Annotated in this window: 15 protein-coding genes; 4 read left to right on the forward strand and 11 right to left on the reverse strand. The window is 51.7% G+C overall.

Annotated elements, in window-relative coordinates; translation table 11 throughout:
- Positions 1–113: 113 nt before the first annotated feature.
- The 3 genes from DZC79_RS17585 to DZC79_RS17595 form a co-directional block, all read right to left on the reverse strand.
- On the reverse strand, positions 114–983 hold the full coding sequence (locus DZC79_RS17585; protein WP_232831870.1) for a segregation and condensation protein A: 870 nt from the start codon (positions 981–983) through the stop codon (positions 114–116).
- A 276-nt stretch (positions 984–1,259) separates the two neighbouring features.
- Entirely contained in the window at positions 1,260–1,754 is a 495-nt protein-coding gene (locus tag DZC79_RS17590; RefSeq protein ID WP_118952925.1) for an SRPBCC family protein, read from the reverse strand.
- A gap of 132 nt (positions 1,755–1,886) precedes the next feature.
- A complete protein-coding gene (locus DZC79_RS17595; RefSeq protein ID WP_118952926.1) occupies positions 1,887–2,504 on the reverse strand; it encodes a dihydrofolate reductase family protein in 618 nt (205 codons plus the stop codon).
- 163 nt (positions 2,505–2,667) lie between these two features.
- Here DZC79_RS17595 and DZC79_RS17600 point away from each other — a divergent pair, with 163 nt between their 5' ends.
- Both DZC79_RS17600 and DZC79_RS17605 read left to right on the forward strand, forming a co-directional pair.
- A complete protein-coding gene (locus tag DZC79_RS17600) occupies positions 2,668–3,450 on the forward strand; it encodes a helix-turn-helix domain-containing protein (protein WP_118952927.1) in 783 nt (260 codons plus the stop codon).
- A 69-nt stretch (positions 3,451–3,519) separates the two neighbouring features.
- A complete protein-coding gene (locus DZC79_RS17605) occupies positions 3,520–4,071 on the forward strand; it encodes a dihydrofolate reductase family protein (protein ID WP_118952928.1) in 552 nt (183 codons plus the stop codon).
- Between the two features lie 273 nt (positions 4,072–4,344).
- Here DZC79_RS17605 and DZC79_RS17610 read toward each other — a convergent pair whose 3' ends face one another.
- On the reverse strand, positions 4,345–5,358 hold the full coding sequence (locus DZC79_RS17610) for a DUF3078 domain-containing protein (protein ID WP_118952929.1): 1,014 nt from the start codon (positions 5,356–5,358) through the stop codon (positions 4,345–4,347).
- 68 nt (positions 5,359–5,426) lie between these two features.
- A complete protein-coding gene (gene gldB, locus DZC79_RS17615; RefSeq protein WP_118952930.1) occupies positions 5,427–6,461 on the reverse strand; it encodes a gliding motility lipoprotein GldB in 1,035 nt (344 codons plus the stop codon).
- 112 nt (positions 6,462–6,573) lie between these two features.
- Between gldB and DZC79_RS17620 the strand changes: the two genes are divergently transcribed.
- Together DZC79_RS17620 and DZC79_RS17625 are read left to right on the forward strand one after the other, a co-directional pair.
- Entirely contained in the window at positions 6,574–7,170 is a 597-nt protein-coding gene (locus tag DZC79_RS17620; RefSeq protein WP_157977244.1) for a hypothetical protein, read from the forward strand.
- Complete coding sequence (locus DZC79_RS17625) at positions 7,167–8,231, forward strand: cytochrome-c peroxidase (protein ID WP_118952932.1); 1,065 nt, start codon at positions 7,167–7,169, stop codon at positions 8,229–8,231. The genes DZC79_RS17620 and DZC79_RS17625 overlap by 4 nt, the downstream gene beginning before the upstream one ends.
- Before the next feature lie 486 nt (positions 8,232–8,717).
- Here the strand turns inward: DZC79_RS17625 and DZC79_RS17630 are convergent, their stop codons facing one another.
- The 6 genes from DZC79_RS17630 to DZC79_RS17655 form a co-directional block, all read right to left on the reverse strand.
- A complete protein-coding gene (locus tag DZC79_RS17630) occupies positions 8,718–9,803 on the reverse strand; it encodes a beta-ketoacyl synthase chain length factor (RefSeq protein WP_118952933.1) in 1,086 nt (361 codons plus the stop codon).
- 92 nt (positions 9,804–9,895) lie between these two features.
- Positions 9,896–10,855, reverse strand: coding sequence for a YpdA family putative bacillithiol disulfide reductase (locus DZC79_RS17635; RefSeq protein ID WP_118953014.1), 960 nt, complete (start codon positions 10,853–10,855; stop codon positions 9,896–9,898).
- Positions 10,856–11,025: 170 nt separating this feature from the next.
- A complete protein-coding gene (locus DZC79_RS17640) occupies positions 11,026–12,237 on the reverse strand; it encodes a beta-ketoacyl-[acyl-carrier-protein] synthase family protein (RefSeq protein ID WP_118952934.1) in 1,212 nt (403 codons plus the stop codon).
- A gap of 152 nt (positions 12,238–12,389) precedes the next feature.
- A complete protein-coding gene (locus DZC79_RS17645) occupies positions 12,390–12,647 on the reverse strand; it encodes a phosphopantetheine-binding protein (protein WP_118952935.1) in 258 nt (85 codons plus the stop codon).
- 84 nt (positions 12,648–12,731) lie between these two features.
- Positions 12,732–13,790 carry a tetratricopeptide repeat protein gene (locus DZC79_RS17650; protein WP_118952936.1) on the reverse strand — a complete coding sequence of 353 codons (1,059 nt, stop codon included), beginning with the start codon at positions 13,788–13,790 and terminating at the stop codon, positions 12,732–12,734.
- Between the two features lie 100 nt (positions 13,791–13,890).
- Positions 13,891–15,048 carry a hypothetical protein gene (locus tag DZC79_RS17655; RefSeq protein WP_118952937.1) on the reverse strand — a complete coding sequence of 386 codons (1,158 nt, stop codon included), beginning with the start codon at positions 15,046–15,048 and terminating at the stop codon, positions 13,891–13,893.
- Positions 15,049–15,348 lie beyond the last annotated feature (300 nt).

The following is a 15,348-nucleotide window of genomic DNA, read 5'->3' on the forward strand; positions in this document are numbered from 1 at the left end:
AAGTAGTCAGCTGGCAATTTAATTCCAGATTCCGGGATCAATTTCCAATAAGGCAATTGACAGTTAGCAGTCAGCAACCAAAACTTCAGATGCTAACATCTAACATCTAATCTCTAATCTTCAGAAAAATCAAGCTCACCGGGATTATTGGGCTGCTCATCGGGTCCGTCCTGGTCTTTGGGCTGCAGGTCTATTTCGATATCTTCAGGTCGTGCATCGTTCCATTCGATAATGAAATTGTTGCGCCCGGTACCGATAAGCATCATCAGGTATTTTTGCTGCACCAGTTCCAGCATGGCCAGGAAAGTGAAGATAGCATGTATGCGGTTTTCACATATCGAGAAGATCACCTCGAAAGAAGCCTTCTTTTTCTGCTTCATTTCTTCGATCAGGTAGATGCGTTGCCCTTCCTGTGAATAATTGTACTTGACCACCACGTGCTGTGGCTTTTCGTTGCGGTCCTTGAAGCGCTTCATCACCTTCTCAAAGGTGCTCATTAGCTTGTACAAGGTCACGGTCTGCACCTCGGTGCCTTCGGCATAGGTCTGGCCCAGCTCCTCCAGCTCCTTGCGGATATTGCCCCGCTTGGTTTGCAGCAGGCGGTCAGCTTCCATCATGGCCATTGTGGCGGCTGCTTCTTTAAAGCGTTTGTATTCGAGGATCTTGTCGACCAGCTCGTGGCGGGGGTCGATCTCGTTGCCCTGGGCATCCAGCTCGCGGCGGGGCAGCAGCATTTTGGCCTTGATGCGCATCAGGGTGGAGATAAACAGGATGAATTCGCTGGCCAGCTCAATATTCAGCGATTCCATTTGATGGATATAATCCAGGAAATCGCGGGTAAGCGTATGGATCGGGATATTGTAAATATCGAGCTCATCCCGCTCAATGAAGAACAGGAGCAGGTCGAAAGGGCCTTCAAACTGGGGTAGCTTGATCTGGTAACCGGTAGACGCCATAAGAAATTGCTGCGGTATCCCTTCCATAAGGGAATTCCGGACAGCAAAGTACGCTTATTTTCTTTAAACGGCTGCCGAATCTGATAACAGGCCGGCCGGAACGCGATAGCGATCTGAACGGCGAAGGCTGAAAATGCTTTTGCTTAGATTGAAAGAAAGATACCTCTTAACTTAATGACATTGCTCTATTTTGGCTACCTGTATGCGGATCTTCAGGAAAAACAATTTTCAGGATCAGCCTACAGCACCAGCGCAATGCACAAAAAATAAGCCCGCAGCATCGCAACACCGCGGGCATTGGGATCAGCGGGAAGCCAGCCATTCATCCAGTCCGTTCATGGCGATGGTAATCCCTTCTTCAAAGCCCATTTCCAGGAGCTTCTTCAGGTCTTCTTCACTGGCAAAAAGAATGGTGCCGGTAACCTTTGTCCCATTGGCGGTTGCCGCAAATTCATTGGTCCAGTCCAGCCCGGGCAAGGCGGGATTGGGCGTGCCGTTTTCGTCGCAGAACACATCCTGAGCAACAAAAGAAGTCTCCGGCACGATCTTGCCATAGATCATTTTTCCCCAGTGCTTTTCGCCTTCCGGTCCTACCATGGCATATTGCCATTGGCCACCTTCACGGAAGTCCATAGATTTGGTCTCGGCTTTCCAGGGTTTGGGCGCCCACCATTGATCAAGGATATGGCGATCAGTATAGGCTTGCCAAACTATGGCGGGGCTGGCGTCGAATTCGCGTGTCAGCACTATTTTTTTGTTGGGCAGATCTTTATTGATCTGAACTTGATGCTTGCTCATAAATTTTTGTTTTAGAGAATGAGATAAAAGATGAAACGAGTTTATTTGCTACCATTTGGTTGCAAATTTAAATGCAAATATTCGGTTGCGCAAATTTTCTTCCCGGTTTTTATAAATTTTTTATCGTTACGCTTATTTCCGCTTGAAGGTATAGGTAATGTGCGCGGCCAGGGGAGAATGGCTGGTTGCTTTCACCGCGATATCATACAGGCCGTCGGTGATATTATCGAACAGGCGTATGCCGCTGCCCAATAATACGGGAGCTATATGTACCATGGCCTCATCGATATAGCCGGCGTTGAGGTAGGCCCGTATCGTCTCGCCGCCACCTTGTATGCGTACATCCTTGCCTTTCGCGCTTTTGCGGGCCAGCTCCAGGGCCTGGTCGATGCCTTCGGTAATAAAATGGAAAGTGGTCGATCCTTTTTGCACCCAGGGGGCACGTGGTTCATGAGTAAGCACGTATACGTCGGCCTTGAACAGGTCATCGGGCCAGTGGGCTTCTCCTTCCTCGAACATGCGCTTCCCCATAATAAAAGCGCCGCTGCGCGCTATAACTGCTTTCACCAGGTCATTTTCAGGGCCCTCTTCGCCACGATCTATATCCATCATACCCCAGAAGGCTTTTTGTCCGTACATCCAGTGATGCAGGGTAGTGCCTTTGTCGCCCAGGGGATTCTGTGGTCCACGGTGTTCTCCGGCGAGGAAGCCATCCAGCGAGACGGCGATATCAAAAATTACTTTGCTCATAACAATCCGTGCTTTTTGTATACCAAAATTAGGGTGCCTTTTATCGCGGAATGGAGGGCTCACGCGACAAAATGAGGGCAGATCGGGACAAAAGGCCGTTGTGCTGTTCGGGAAAGCCGGTGCTGTGCTATCTTTATAGCGCCCGATCTCCGGAATAAAGCCTATGCAGATACAATCCTTACAGCCGCCACCTGAACTTGCCGCCTATGTGAAGAATATCATGGTGATCAGGCAGGATACGCCACGTCCCGATTTTGTCCTGCCGCTTTATGCCAATGGGGCTTCCACGTTGGTCTTCCAGAGCGTTCAGGGGCAGCGCAGCAGCGCTTCAATAGGGCATCTGAGCATTTACGGACAAGCGATAGCGCCCAGTAACCTGCAGCTGCAGGATGCTTTTGTCCTGATCGCCTACTTCCTGCGCCCCTACGTGATGCAGGCCATTACAGGGATATCCGCATTGGAGCTAACCGACACTGTCGCCGATATGGCTGCGCTGAAAACAGCCAGGGAAGCAGGCCTGCAGGAACGGTTGCTGGAAGCCCATTCGCTGGAAGCGCAGCTGGAGCTGATCAATGTCTTCCTGTGGAAGCGGGTAGCCGCCGACCGCATCGACTACAGCCGTATTGCCTTTGCCACCGGCGCTTTACAGCAGGATAACAGCGCTGCCGCATTGAGCCGTCTCCGCGGGCAATTGTACAGCACCGAGCGCTCTATGCAAAGATTGTTTGAAGAGCAGATCGGTATCTCACCCCGGCAGTATAAAAGAATATGCCAGTTCCAGGCAGCCTTCAGCACACTCAACAGCGGCCGGTTTATTCGGCTCAGCGATATCGCCTACGAACAGGGCTTTTCCGACCAAAGCCATTTCGTAAGGGTATTCAAAGAATTTACCGGTATGACGCCTAAAACTTACCTGGCCCTGCGTTCGGGCTATGTCCCTTCATGAGCATTTTGTCGGGTCCATTCTATTTTGAGGGTATGCTGCGCGGTTACCTTTGCTAAAAAACAAAACACAATGAGCAAGATCATCGCAACCGTATGGATGTCGTTGGACGGCATCTTCGATGCCAGCCTGATGGCAGAATGGTTCAATCCTTATCACAGCGACAGCAGGGCCGCGCTTATCGCCCGCAATATCCAGGATTGCAGCGCGATGCTGTATGGCCGCAAGACCTATGAGATGCTGTATCCCTACTGGTCTTCGTTGAAGAACAATGAAATGGGTGTGGCCGACAAGCTGAACCGGACGCCCAAATACCTGGTATCGGCTACCTTGAAAGCAGCGCCCTGGGAAAGCACCACTATTCTCGGTAAAGACTTCGCCGCCAGGCTCCGGGAGATCAAGGCTGACAGCGAGGGCAATATCCTGGTGCAGGGCAGTGGCGAGCTGGTAAACGGCCTTATTGCAGAGGGATTGCTCGATGAGCTGAAGGTAATGATCCATCCCTGTATCATGGGCCGTGGGCAACGCTTTTTTAAAGACAATACGCTGAGCGCACTGGAACGAAAAATGATTAAAGAGCTGGAGCTGGGTGTGCTGGAGATCACTTATGCACCTGTGGGTTAGCTCCTGCGTAGCTGCTGTTCAGGCTATATAGTACCAATGATATTTAGAGACGCTTCCATGGCGCCCGCAGATGTAAGTATGAACGTCCTCAGCTTGCAAAGTGAAGTATCTCTTCATTCTTTAGAAAGGATATTTGCTCCTGTTAAAGAGAGGCTTCTCCTCTACTGTAACAACATTGCCATTTTGTTCCGACCGACCCTTACTTTTGAGATGAGTGAGCCATAAAAAAAGTCTCCCTGTGCAGGGAGACTTTGAAATGATATAAAGAGAGGATCAGAACTTATAATTGAAGCCGAAGCTCAGCACCTGCTTGATCTGCCACCAGCCCAGGCCTTCGTAGGGTTCATCCTTGGCGGTACCATCCGCCAGGGTTTTGACATAGGGCACATCGTTGTCGTAGATGGCCACCACGCCCAGGTTTACCGAGAAGAATTTATAAAATTTGATCGCGATAAAGTTGTCGAAGAGGATATCGATATTGCCGGGGTTATCTTTTTTTACCAGGATATTGTTCTTATCATATACATCTTTGGCCAGGTAATTGCTGTACAGGTCCAGGCGGCTGCGGAAAGAGATGCTCTTGGTCAGATCCTTTACATAACGGGCCGTGAGGTAAGCGCCCAGCTCGAAGCGGAAAGTCTTTCCATATTCCACGCCGTAAGCGCCTGCATCATCGCGCAGAGTATAATACTTATCCACGAAAGTGGTGCGTACAGCAGCAGGGGAGAAGAAAACACTGATCTGGCTGCCTTTGCGGTATTCAATACCGGGGGCAAAGGTGAGATAGAGCGGCGAAAGGAACTTGGAAGTGGAAAAGGTGTCCCACTCCGGCGCATCATAGTTATAGCCTTTGGTAAACTGGGTTTTGGCATTGAACAGCCCGGTAAGGTAGAAGTCGCCGGAATCGCTGAGGCGGTAGCCGTACTTGGAGGTCAGGTCGATACGGTCATCTGTTTTGCGGGGAACAAAAGAATTGGAATAGGCATAGAACAGGCCATAAGCCGCATCCAGGTTGGTGGTCCATATCGTGCGCATGTTGTAGCGCGTAATGCTCCCGTTGAAGAGGCCGTTCACCGTAAGCGAAGCCAATTCGCCCCCGGCAGCCCAGTTGTGGAGGATGCCCTGGTTGATACCGAGATTCAGAACACCTGAATGTATCCAGGCGACGGTGTCGAGGTTTTTGGTCTCGGCGCTCTTTTTGGCGAGGTCTTCATAGTAAGATCCTTGCTGGGCTTGCATTTGCAGGGCGCCCGCAGCAAAAGCGGAAAGTAGAAGTAGCTTCTTCATTTGCGGTCTTTTTTGTGTTTGGTGTTTATGAGCAAAAAATATGCCAAATTCTTGTGGCGCTGATCCGGTCAGGGCTTATATTGAGCGCCTTCCAGTATCTTGCGTGCGTCTTTCATTTCCAGGAGCTCATGCATGCCGGCCTTCTGCTGTGCGGCATATCGCCTTACGATCTGCCAGCCGATGAAGCTGCCTGTATTGCCGGGACTGTCTCCGGGCATGCCGGCAGAGGAAGGGCCATCGCTTACATAGCGCATGGTTTTCTGCAGGTTGTTTTCAAACAGGAGATTGTTCTTGATGAAAAAATTGTAGATCAGCGCTTCATTCTCCTTACACCATTTCAGCTGATCCGCCGTAAAGCCCAGTCTTACTTCATCGCGGATATAAGGCGTTGTCTTCTCCAGGAAATAAAGCTCTTTCCCTTTTTCGATCATCAGCTCGAGCAGGTTCTTATTTTCGGGATTAAACGGATACTTGTCTTCATAAATGGCCATGCCTGCCCATACCGGTATGTTTTCCGGTGTCATGCGTATGGTTTCGAACTGTGATTTATTCAGCTGGCGGTAAGGGAAGAAATCTTCTCCGAGGAACATATCCAGGCCGATGCCCATATTGGTTTCCGATTGCAGCACGGCAGTAATGCCCCTGATGCCCGATACAAAATAATAAACCTGCTCCGGCAGCTGGAAGCTGCTGTCGTAGTATTTGATGTAGCGGAAAGACTGCTTCAGCCAGTCATCATATTTTTTGGTATCGGGGAAAGCGATGTTGACGGTATCCAGCAGGTTGCGGTAGTCCTTCATCGTCAGGAAATCGTACATCATCCGGTTGCTGTCGGTATATTGCTGGTTATAGCCGAAGCTGATCAGCGTATCGAGGTAAAAATCCAGGAAGCCCGGGTATTGCTGCTTCAGCTGGCTGAGGCCCGCGGCAACATGATTGGGATCCAGCGCTGAGAAGTCTTTATAGAAAGGGTAGGAGGTATAGCTGATAGAGATACGGGAAGCATCGGGGGCGGCATCTGTGCCGCTTTCTTTCGGACCGCAGGAAAACAGGTAGCAAGAGCAGATCAATACCAGGAAACTGTAGCGCAGGTGCTTCGTCATGTGGGTAAGCGTTTTGGCGCAAAACTAATCAAATTCGGGAGAAAGCTCAGCTGCACTTACCAAACAGCCTGGAGTACCGTCTATCTGTTATAGAATGCTTAACTTTGAACCGATGCGCAGCATACTTCTATGTCTCACCTGTTTACTTCTTCTGCCCGCTTTTTCTTCAGCACAATATGTGATGGAGGAAGAGGATCATGTGCATGACTTTACATTTCCGAAATCGGATGTCTACAATACCCTTCGCTGGCAAAAGAAAGAGATCCGCAGCGGCAGGGAATATGATCTCTATAACCAGATGGACAGCGGCCTGGTGATCATCCACGAATACGTGATGATGAACTGCCGGCCCTGCATTACGGCCGGTAAAGGCCTGGAGAAGATCGTGAGTTCCATGCGCAAGCTGTATCCCGGCCGTATCCGCTATTTCCAGACGGTTTATGAAGATGAGACCAATGCGGCGACGATGAAGAAGTGGGTAAAAGAAAACGGCTTTACGCCCGATGCGGTATTTATCAAAGGTGCGGAGGAAGTTAAGTTTTATGGCGGCATGGGTATGCCTACTATTCTGGTGCTGGGCGGCGGCAAGCGGCACAAAGGCTATTACAGGCGCCTGGGCTATTCGCCACGGGACAATGGCGTTATCATCAAAGCAGTAAGACGCGCCCTGGATCTTTCGGTCAATAAATTTGAAGCAGCGGAAAAATGAAACGGCTGACGGTCATAGCGATCATAGCGCTGCTGTTCTCGGCAGCAGGCCTGGCGGGCAAGGACAAGCGCAAACGCTCGGGGCTTACTCCCTATAAAATTCCCTTGCCCGAATTCGTCGGCGACTACTTTGATAAAATGCCGGTGGATGAAGAGAACCCGCTTACGGAGGAAGGGATCGCCCTGGGACGCCGCTTGTTTTACGACAAAAGGCTGAGCGCCGACAATACGCTCAGCTGTGGTTCCTGTCACCAGCAGCGCTTTGCCTTTGCCGATAACCGTGCCTTCAGCCTGGGCGTTCACGACAGCCTGGGCATCATCAATACCATGCCTTTGTTCAATCTGGGCTGGGGCCGCGCTTTCTTTTGGGACGGGCGGGCGGCTTCCCTGCGCGAGCAGGTGACCGAGCCCCTGATCAACCAGCGGGAGATGGCCGGTACCTGGGCTGATGTGCTGGATAAGCTGCAGCAGGATAAAGATTATCCCCTTTTATTTAAAAAGGTGTTCGGATCGGAGAAGATCAACAGCACTATGGTATCGAAAGCGCTTACCCAGTTTGAGCTGACCCTTGTATCTTTCGGCACCCGCTTCGACCGCTATTATTTCGACGGACAGGCCGATGCGTTGACGAAGCAGGAAGAGCGTGGGCTCGATATCTTTTTCGGCTTCGGCAATTGCAATCATTGTCATAGCGATGTGCTGCTGACCGACAATTATTTCCGCAACAACGGTCTGGACCTCGACCCGCAGCCAGGCCTGTACAATACCACAGGTAAAGCGGCGGACCGGGGCAGAATGAAAGTGCCTTCGCTCCGTAATATCGCGCTCACTGCGCCCTATATGCACGATGGACGCTTCAGCACTTTGGAAGAGGTGCTGACCTTCTACAGCAGCGGCATTCACCAGAAAAGCCCCAATGTAGACGAGCACATCGTCCCGCTTGGAAAAGGTCTGTTCCTGACACCGGAGCAAAAGGCCGACCTGGTGGCTTTCCTCAATACGCTTACGGATTCTTCCTTTATCCGCAATCCCGCTTTCAGCGATCCTAATCCGCCCCGTTAGCCTCAATTATCGCATCCCGACCGGCATGTTGTATCTGTAGTGAAAGGTGTGATCATGATCCCTATCTTCTTTTTTGCTTCGCCAAAAAAGAAGCAAAAAAGGCGACACAAATTCAATGGCTCCGCAGAAATTGTGAGGCCAACGCACCCCGGCTTTGTTTCTATCACCCTGCTTTGAACGGTATCATCAGCTTATGCGGGAATGTAAATTCAACATCGTCAGGCTATATGCCGCTGTATCGTCGTGAGCTGCGCCGCTGGATCTGTATACAGCATACTGTCATCCTGAACGTAGCTTGCGCAGCATGCGGAATGAAGGATCCGGATCGCCTGTTCATTGATCTGTAATGTCTTTCGACGTTCAGATGGCTACACGCAAGAGTTCGCAATGTTCGCAACGCAGGAAATACATTTCTTTGCGCCGCTGCGTCTCTGTGGCAATACTGCACGCTGTTTAAGCTAAAAGCAGCCTCTGCCGTTCAGGCCGCTATCGCGTCCCGACCGGCGCGTTGGAAAGCAGCACCAGGTTGTGGTTCAGGCCGCGGTAATGATTGTAGTAGAGTATTTTTTCGGGACGGAAAGCCTGGCCTTCCGGTCGTCGGTACCAGGCCGCATCGGGCAGTGTATGGCCATCCAGTAGTTGACAAAGCATCCAGAGCGCAAAGCCGCCGGAGGTTTCGTATTCTCCGCAAAGATGCTTAAAGCCTAATATGGGCAAAGTATCGGGAAAGCTTTGCTGCAGCGCTTCATAATAAGGCAGGTCCCTCTCGTCTCCATTAACGCCCAGCACCAGCATATCGATCTCTTGTGGCCGCCAGCCGGTCCTGGAGATCAGGGTATGGGCTTCCCGGCCGATGTCTGTCAGCGGTGTTTTATAAGCTGTTTGTATCGCGTGGATACCGGCAATAGCGCCGGCATTGCTGTTGCTGAGCATAAAGAAAGCGGCGCCTTCCCCGGCCAGCGTTCCAGGGCTTCCGCTTTGCTGCCACAAAGGGCGGCTGCTGTCCCGGTCTGCTTTCCAGTAGCCGATCTTGCTCTTGACCAGGAAATATTCCGATGTCATTTCATCAAAGCAGCCCACCAGGTAGTGTTGCGGCTCCGGAGCCGTATGCAGCTTCAGCTGCGCGTCGTAGAGGGAGACTTCAAATGAGCTGCCCCGGTGCACATAGGTCTGGTTGTAGCCGGTAGCCTTTGTCTGCAGCGCAATGGCGCCGTTGATGGCATTGTAAGTGGAAAGGATGAAAGGCGTAGGGTTGAGCGACGCTTCCTGGTATTCGCTCAGCTCTTTCACAAACTTTTCCGTATCCGTCATGCTACCCTTGCCCGTACCGGTAATGATGCCGTCGGGCCGTGCGATCCCCGAGCGCTTGAGGCAGTTCATGCCGGTATAGACACCCATGCGCAGCATGCGGCTCATACGCCGGAGCTGCATCGGCGGGATCTCAGTCGTATAATCCGGTTCGATAGCCCGGAGCACGCCGTGGGTATCGGTTACCAATGGATGGAACAATTGTATTCCGTCCTGGTGCTGCGGACTGACGGCGCTGGTATGGGTAATATAAACGGGTTTCAACGAAGCAGATTTAAATGTCCCGCAAGGGAATGGCTATACGGGAGACTGGCCACAAAGAAACTCTTTTTTGAGCGAATACGCCGGAATTGCGGTTACTTTTTTGCCCGGATATCGCTTATGATCAGGTCGGCATGCACCCTTGAATTTTCAATGAACCATTTATGGGTTTCGAGGCCACCACAAACCACACCGGCGAGATAGAGTCCGGGTACATTGGTCTCCATCGTCAGCGGGTTATGCTCGGGTCTTCTGAGCCCATCGTCGGAGAGCCGCACGCCGCACTGTTCCAGCCAATGATAATCGGGCCGGTAACCGGTAAGCGCCAGCACAGCATCGTTTTCCAATGTCAACGGCCCTCCCGGCGTTTGCAGGTCGACCTCATGCTCACGAATGGCTGTTATGCCGGAGCTGAAATAGGCTTTGATGCTGCCTTCTGCAATACGGTTCTCTATATCCGGCCTGACCCAGTATTTCACCCTTTCGCCTATGGCCGGCTTACGCACGATCATTGTCACCTCAGCGCCTTTGCGCCACAGCTCAAGCGCCGCGTCCACAGCGGAATTGCTGGCGCCGGCAACGATCACTTTCCGGAAAGCATAGGGGTGGGCTTCTTTGTAATAATGCTGCACTTTAGGCAGCGATTCGCCGGGAACATCCAGCAGTATGGGGATATCGTAAAAGCCGGTAGCGATAATCACTTTGCGGGCCTGGTAGCGAGCCTTGCCGGTGTGTACAGTAAAGTTATCTTCCTCTTTATGCACCGTCTGCACCGCTTCATACAGGTGTATGTTCAGATCGTGGCGTCGCGTGACGCTGCGGTAGTATTCAAGCGCTTCCTGGCGGCCGGGCTTCGGCGCAATGCATTGAAAGGGTATATTGCCGATCTCCAGCCGCTCGGCGGTAGAGAAGAAGGTCATGTATAAAGGATAATGGTAAATGCTGTTGACCAGGGCGCCTTTTTCCAGGATCAGGTAAGAAAGGGATTGCTCTTTTGCAGCGATACCGCAGGCCAGGCCTATAGGTCCGCCGCCGATAATAATGAGATCCAGCATGCTGTTTTGCTTTGTGGCCGCAAAGATATTCGAAAGTCCGGATGTAAGCTCCAATGTCCAAATTCCAATGTCCAAAGACAAAGCGGTTGACAGTTAGCAGCTTCTGATACTCAATAGTCAACACTTATAACTGCTTGCACTACTCTAATCTAAAATCTAATATCTAGCATCTAAGATCTTAGATTAACATCTCCCAGAACCAAAGACACATTGTTGCCGCCGAAGCCGAAAGAATTGGCGAGGGCATAGCGGACGGGGGTATTGCGCAGCAGTTTTTTTTGCGGCACGATGCCGATCTCTTCCATTGGCGTTTCAAAACGCAGGTTAGGAGGAATGAAGGAACCGCGTATCGCCAGGCAGCAAATGATCGCACCTACGGCGCCGCTGGCGGCAAGGGTATGTCCCGTGAAGGCTTTGGTCGAGCTGAAATGGGGATAGTCCTGGTTACCGAACAACCGTTCGATAGCGGTGCCTTCCGACAGGTCATTGCCCAGCGTCGCAGTGCCATGGGCATTGATATAGTCGATTGCTTCCTTATCCAGGCCGGCTACGGATAGGGCTTCCTGCATGGTCAGCAGGGCGCCGGCGCCGTCGGGGGAAGGGGCGGTGGGATGATGGGCTTCATTGGTATTGCCATAGCCGGCCAGCACGGCTATCGCCGCGGCGTCCCTTTCTTTTGCTGAGGTCTCCGATTCCAGGATGAGGTAAGCAGCACCTTCGCCCAGGTTCAGCCCGTTGCGGTGCTGGTCGAAAGGCCGGGTAGGCTTTTTGTCCACGTTTTTAAGCGCGTTGAAACCGTTCAGCGTAAAGCGGGTGAGGGCGTCGGCGCCGCCGCAGATCGCTATATCCGCTTCCCCGCTTTCGATCATGCGGGCGCCCAGCTGCAGGGCATTGGCCGATGAAGAGCAGGCTGTGCTGATAGTCGTCTGGAAGCCCCTGAGATCGAAGTAGTCGGCCATACGCTGGGTACAGTCGGCGCAATCGAGGGAATCGATATAGCTGAGAAAATCTCCTTCCGTTGCGGGCGAGATCATGTCGGAATAAAGGTTCTCCACATCGCTCATACCGCCTACAGTAGTGGCGTTGATAAAAGCAATTTTTTTGGGGGCTCGTTGTTCGGGAGGGAGTGTCTTCAGGGTCTCGCGAAGGGCATGAAGGCCCAGCAGGGTAGTGCGGCTGAACCCTGCTCCCGGCAGGTTCAGCGCTGCTGCCAGCTGTTCATTGGTTTGCTTTACCTCGCCTACCACCATTTCGTTACGGTGACGGGTCTGGAGGATATTGGGATGGCCGAGCACTTCTTTTTCCTCCAGGATCGCCTGCAGGTTTTCAGCAACGGTATTGCCCAGAGCGGTGATCATGCCTATGCCGGTGATCTGGACCATGTGAGGGAAGAAGTAAGCATATGGGGTAAAAAAATAAAGCTGTCAGGAAGGCAGGGACCGGCCCCGATGCTGAAGTCCGGGTATTGTGCCGGATCGGCGGGCGGATTTTCCTCTGGCTTTCCAGACAGCCTTTTTGCCGGAGCAATCCTGGTTTAGAATTTCCGGTTGGCTTCGATATAGTCGGCCATCGTTTGTACCGAAGCCAGGATGCTGCGGCCTTCACGGGCGTCTTCGATCTTGATTCCGTAATTGCGTTCGAGCAATACCATCAGTTCCAGTGAGTCGATGCTGTCGAGTCCCAGCCCGTCGCCGAACAGAGGGGCATTATCGTCGATATCTTCGGGTTTCATACCCTGAAGGTTCAGCGATTCAATAATCTGTTGCTTTAAAGTTACTTTCAGATCTTCCATGTAAGCTATAGTGAAAGCCGCAAAGGTAATTCAAAAAATGAATTATTAAAAGCAGCTATGTGGAATGCGTGTTTTAGCGGAGGCTTATTTTACCGGCTTCGGATCGTATTGCGCCGGCTGCAGCAGGTTGGTCTTCCGCCAGTTTTCAAATGCATTGTACTCCTTGCTGTTGACCTTTACCCAGAGCGAAAATTCCTGTGAATTATCCACTGCGCCGAAAAGCCATTGGTTGTAGGCATCGTAAACGCCATCGCGCAGCATTTTGTCCTGGTACGACATGAGGGTAAAAGGATAATTGACCGAATAGTCTTTGCTGTAGGCCAGCATGAAGCGGCTGCGCAGCATGATCAGGTTCTCGGTATTCAGCCCTTCGCTGATGGCCGGTGCGCTTTGCAGCATCAGCTTTTTGAAGATATCGGTGAAGCTGCGTGTCCGGCTTTCGCCTTTGGCCGTGGCTTTAAAGCCCGGCAAGGCCTCGTCCTTTCCCGGTGTAAAGAGCTTGCGGTATGCATCGATCATCATCTTCTTGATCTCGGTAGTGCGGGAGGAGGCAGGGTCGAGATTGACATAGATCTCGCCGTAGATGAGCGCCCATACCGCATCGTCGTTCTGGTAATAGATCTTGGCGGCATTATAATAATTCATCGGGTAGGAGGGCTCGGTCCTGATGCCCGCGCTATAAGCCTCCAGCGCATCTTTCGTATTCTTATCCGAATTGAGCAGGTTGCCTTTGCTGTTGTAGAGGAGGCCCGAATTGCTGTATTTGGTCAGGCCTTCGTTCAGCAATCTTTTGGCCTTGCCGGTATTGCCCAGCGCGTTTTCCACGGCGCTGGCCACCTGGTAGGTCTGCTCATCGGCCGCTTCGGAAGAAACTACAGGATCAATGATCTCTTTGGCTTTCTTGGTGTCGCCCGACAGCAGGTAAGTATAAGCGAGGTCGCGGCGGAGCGATACTTCCGACGGCGCCTGGCGTATTGCCTGGCTGAACATCATGATGGCATTGGCATAATCGCCGCGGCCGAGATAAGTGCGGGCGCTTTCCTGCATGCGCTTTACATCGGCGGTCATGTCTTCCTGCGCCAGTGCCGGCAGGCTGCTGAATACCAGCAGGGCAATATTAAGTAGATGACGTTTTTTGAACATTTGCTGTTACAATAATAAACGGGAACGGGGACAAAAATAAGGCATGCCGGCACAAAAGACGCTTCTTTTTTGCCGTTGCAGGGCATCGCTTCATACTGCTTTACAGTATGGGATGCCGTTTGAATTCTTTTTGCCGGTCAAACAGGTAACGGTAAGTGCTGAGCCGGCGGGTGATCGTGGCGCCCAGACTGTAGGCGATATTAATCATTTTAGGATTGAAATCGCCGATCCACTGCATTTCATAATCTTTATAAGGTGTTTTGAAGCAGATCACCTTGGAGCCTTCCAGGATGAGGTAGGCGTCGAGGCCTTTGCCTTGCCATTCAGGCACCACGCCGAAAAGAATGCCCAGGAAACGTTCGTTCTTACCAAAGCGCTGCAGCCACAGGAATTTAAGCTTCTGCAACAGCCCGAACTTACCGTTCATGTGCTTGAAGTACTGGTTGAGGTCGGGCAGGTTGAGCCAGCAGGCCACCGGCTCTTCCTTATAGTAAACGAACCAGCTCAGCCTTTCGTCCATTACCGGCTTCATGGTCTGGAACATTTTGATCACCTGGCGCTCTTCAAGGGTTTTGCCTTCGCCATGGCTGGCCCAGGCCTTATTGTAGACCTTTGTAAAATCGCGGGCGTATTTTTCCAGCTGCTTCTTCCTGATCGGTTCGGCATGCAGGTCTTTGTTGCGGGACAGCTCTTCGTGCCGGACATAAAATTTATCCTGGAACTCGTAAACGGCACGCATGCCAAAGCATTCCTGGTTGAAATAGACCTGGAAGCCGTAGCGTTCAAACAGCTCCTTATAATAGGGCGGGTTGTAGTTCATGCAGTAAAGCGGTTCGCGGAATCCTTCGATCAGCAGGCCCCACCAGCGCTCCCGCTCGCCGAAATTGATCGGCCCGTCCATGGCTTCCATACCTTGCGCTTTCAGCCAGTCGCGGCAATGATCCAGCATAAAATTAGCAGCGGCCTGGTCGTTGATGCATTCGAAAAAACCGACGCCTCCCGTAGGCTGTGCCTGCTTGTACTTTTTATTGATGAAGGCTGCTATGCGGCCGATCACTTCCTGTTGCCCGTTCAGCAGCAGCCAGCGTTTGCAGGTGCCATGCCTGAAGAATTTATTCTTCGCCGGGTCGAAGACATCTTCGATATCTTTATCCAACGGGCGGATCCAGTTGGGATCATCTTTATATATGTCGAGGGGAAGCTCCAGGAATTGCCTGATGTGGTGCGCGTTGCTGACTTCGGTTAGCTGGAAATTCATGAAGCAAATGTAAAAATTTTTATGCGCTCCCGTATGATGGGGCGCCGGTCATTGTTTCCTGACGGGATGATAGGTGCCCGGTAAGAATATACCCTTCGAAAAATGACGCAAAGCTTACAAAAACCGTTTGCGGAAATCCCTACGGGAACAGTTCGCTTTTTTTGACAGGGAACAGACACACTTTTCCCGATTTTGAAAGTTTTTTTCCCGATTATGAAAACCTCTGGCCCGGCGCGGTTCTAATTTTGCAGCGCCAAAAGCCGCCAGGCAGGTTTTGCCTGATGATCAATGCCCTATCCC

Source organism: Taibaiella helva (genome assembly GCF_003545695.1).
Taxonomy (GTDB): domain Bacteria; phylum Bacteroidota; class Bacteroidia; order Chitinophagales; family Chitinophagaceae; genus Taibaiella; species Taibaiella helva.

What these genes read in the sequence shown, in the direction of transcription:
- DZC79_RS17585 (WP_232831870.1), bottom strand. Translation starts at nt 983, where the DNA reads ATGGAAGGGATACCGCAGCAATTTCTTATGGCGTCTACCGGTTACCAG.
- DZC79_RS17590 (WP_118952925.1), bottom strand. Translation starts at nt 1,754, where the DNA reads ATGAGCAAGCATCAAGTTCAGATCAATAAAGATCTGCCCAACAAAAAA.
- DZC79_RS17595 (WP_118952926.1), bottom strand. Translation starts at nt 2,504, where the DNA reads ATGAGCAAAGTAATTTTTGATATCGCCGTCTCGCTGGATGGCTTCCTC.
- DZC79_RS17600 (WP_118952927.1), top strand. Translation starts at nt 2,668, where the DNA reads ATGCAGATACAATCCTTACAGCCGCCACCTGAACTTGCCGCCTATGTG.
- DZC79_RS17605 (WP_118952928.1), top strand. Translation starts at nt 3,520, where the DNA reads ATGAGCAAGATCATCGCAACCGTATGGATGTCGTTGGACGGCATCTTC.
- DZC79_RS17610 (WP_118952929.1), bottom strand. Translation starts at nt 5,358, where the DNA reads ATGAAGAAGCTACTTCTACTTTCCGCTTTTGCTGCGGGCGCCCTGCAA.
- gldB (WP_118952930.1), bottom strand. Translation starts at nt 6,461, where the DNA reads ATGACGAAGCACCTGCGCTACAGTTTCCTGGTATTGATCTGCTCTTGC.
- DZC79_RS17620 (WP_157977244.1), top strand. Translation starts at nt 6,574, where the DNA reads ATGCGCAGCATACTTCTATGTCTCACCTGTTTACTTCTTCTGCCCGCT.
- DZC79_RS17625 (WP_118952932.1), top strand. Translation starts at nt 7,167, where the DNA reads ATGAAACGGCTGACGGTCATAGCGATCATAGCGCTGCTGTTCTCGGCA.
- DZC79_RS17635 (WP_118953014.1), bottom strand. Translation starts at nt 10,855, where the DNA reads ATGCTGGATCTCATTATTATCGGCGGCGGACCTATAGGCCTGGCCTGC.
- DZC79_RS17640 (WP_118952934.1), bottom strand. Translation starts at nt 12,237, where the DNA reads ATGGTCCAGATCACCGGCATAGGCATGATCACCGCTCTGGGCAATACC.
- DZC79_RS17645 (WP_118952935.1), bottom strand. Translation starts at nt 12,647, where the DNA reads ATGGAAGATCTGAAAGTAACTTTAAAGCAACAGATTATTGAATCGCTG.
- DZC79_RS17650 (WP_118952936.1), bottom strand. Translation starts at nt 13,790, where the DNA reads ATGTTCAAAAAACGTCATCTACTTAATATTGCCCTGCTGGTATTCAGC.
- DZC79_RS17655 (WP_118952937.1), bottom strand. Translation starts at nt 15,048, where the DNA reads ATGAATTTCCAGCTAACCGAAGTCAGCAACGCGCACCACATCAGGCAA.